This is a genomic window from Ferrovibrio sp. (genome assembly GCF_041906005.1).
Taxonomy (GTDB): Bacteria; Pseudomonadota; Alphaproteobacteria; order Ferrovibrionales; family Ferrovibrionaceae; genus Ferrovibrio.
The window spans coordinates 1-1,272 of record NZ_JAYRJY010000022.1; the positions used below are offsets into that span (position 1 = coordinate 1).

Sequence of the window (1,272 nt, forward strand, 5' to 3'; positions counted from 1 at the left end):
TCGAATATGTCTCGCCCTTGGCCCGCGCCCAGCGGGCCGGCGAAGGGGCGGCGATCGTGCGGGCACTTGAATCGCTTGCCCCCTTGGGCGCCATCAAGCCGGAGATCTACGACAATATCGATGCCGACGCGGCAGCGCGGCTGCTCGCGCAATCGTTCGGCGTTCCCAACAACCTGCTGCGCACGCCGGATGCGGTGAAGAAGTTCCGCAAAGAGGCGGAAAAGAAGGCGCCGGCACCTGCCGATGGCATGGCAGGCTTGGGCGATCTCGGTGCCATGCTCTCAGGAGATGCAGCATCGGGGGGTGCGGCATGAAGGCCGGTGTCACCTGGCTGTTGCGGCTTCATGGCAGGTCCCGCGCCAGGCGGGTCGCTGCGGCCTATCGCCAGCAGCTCGGGGCGGATGATGCGCTCGGCCGCCTGATCCTCTCGGATCTCGCCCATTATTGCCGGGCGGGGCAGAGCAGTTTCGTGGCCGGCGATCCGCACCAGACCGCGTTCAACGAAGGGGCGCGGGACGTGTTCCTGCATGTGGCGGAAATGTGCGGCGTGACGCCCGCGGATTTTGCCGGTCTCGTGGAAGAGGTGATCGATGAACGATGAAAAGATGCCGCTGGTCGAAGAGAGTCCGACAGCCGATTGGCGCGCGGGACTCGACGGTGAGCTTGGTCAATTGGTGCAGCAGAAGGGCTGGCGCTCGGCGCGCGACGTGCTGAGCTCCTATCAGAATCTTGAAAAGCTGGTGGGCGGCGAGCGGCTGGCCTTGCCGCCGCGCGATGCCGGCGCGGAAGCCTGGGCGCCGGTCTGGGAAAAGCTCGGCCGGCCGAAGGATGCCGGCGGCTATCAGTTCAAGGCCCCCGAAGGTGCTCCCTATCACGAGCCGAGTGCGGCGTGGTTTCGCGAAACAGCATTCGAGCTGGGCCTGTCGCAGGCCCAGGCCGAAAAGCTGCATGACGCGTTCCTCGCCCGCTTTCCGGCAGCACCGGTGGATGCGGTTGCGACAGCGGCGGAAGAGGGCCCTGATCTCAAGGGGCCTGATTTCAAAAGCCCGGATTTGAGGACCCTGTGGGGCCGCGACTATGCGCGCAACATGGCGGCGGCCCGGCGCGCCTATGGCGCATTCCTGGGTGACGAAAAGTCCTTCGATGAGATCGCCGACGGCATCGGCGAGGGCGCGCTGATGGACTTGCTGGCCAAGGTCGGCCGCGCCACGGGTGAAGACAGCATCACCGCCCGCGCCGACGCCAAGACCGGCCGGCCCCGCTCGCCCGCCG

3 protein-coding genes are annotated in these 1,272 nt (G+C 66.8%); all 3 read left to right on the plus strand.

Translation table 11 applies throughout. From position 1 onward, the window contains the following. A partial coding sequence (locus ACE3OO_RS20240) for a portal protein (RefSeq protein ID WP_374305917.1) occupies positions 1-314 on the plus strand: 314 nt, incomplete at its 5' end. Beyond that, on the plus strand, positions 311-601 hold the full coding sequence (locus tag ACE3OO_RS20245; RefSeq protein ID WP_374305919.1) for a hypothetical protein: 291 nt from the start codon (positions 311-313) through the stop codon (positions 599-601). The genes ACE3OO_RS20240 and ACE3OO_RS20245, both read left to right, overlap by 4 nt. Then, the coding region (locus tag ACE3OO_RS20250; RefSeq protein ID WP_374305922.1) for a hypothetical protein at positions 591-1,272 on the plus strand (682 nt) is incomplete at its 3' end. The genes ACE3OO_RS20245 and ACE3OO_RS20250, both read left to right, overlap by 11 nt.

What these genes read in the sequence shown, in the direction of transcription:
- ACE3OO_RS20245 (WP_374305919.1), top strand. Translation starts at nt 311, where the DNA reads ATGAAGGCCGGTGTCACCTGGCTGTTGCGGCTTCATGGCAGGTCCCGC.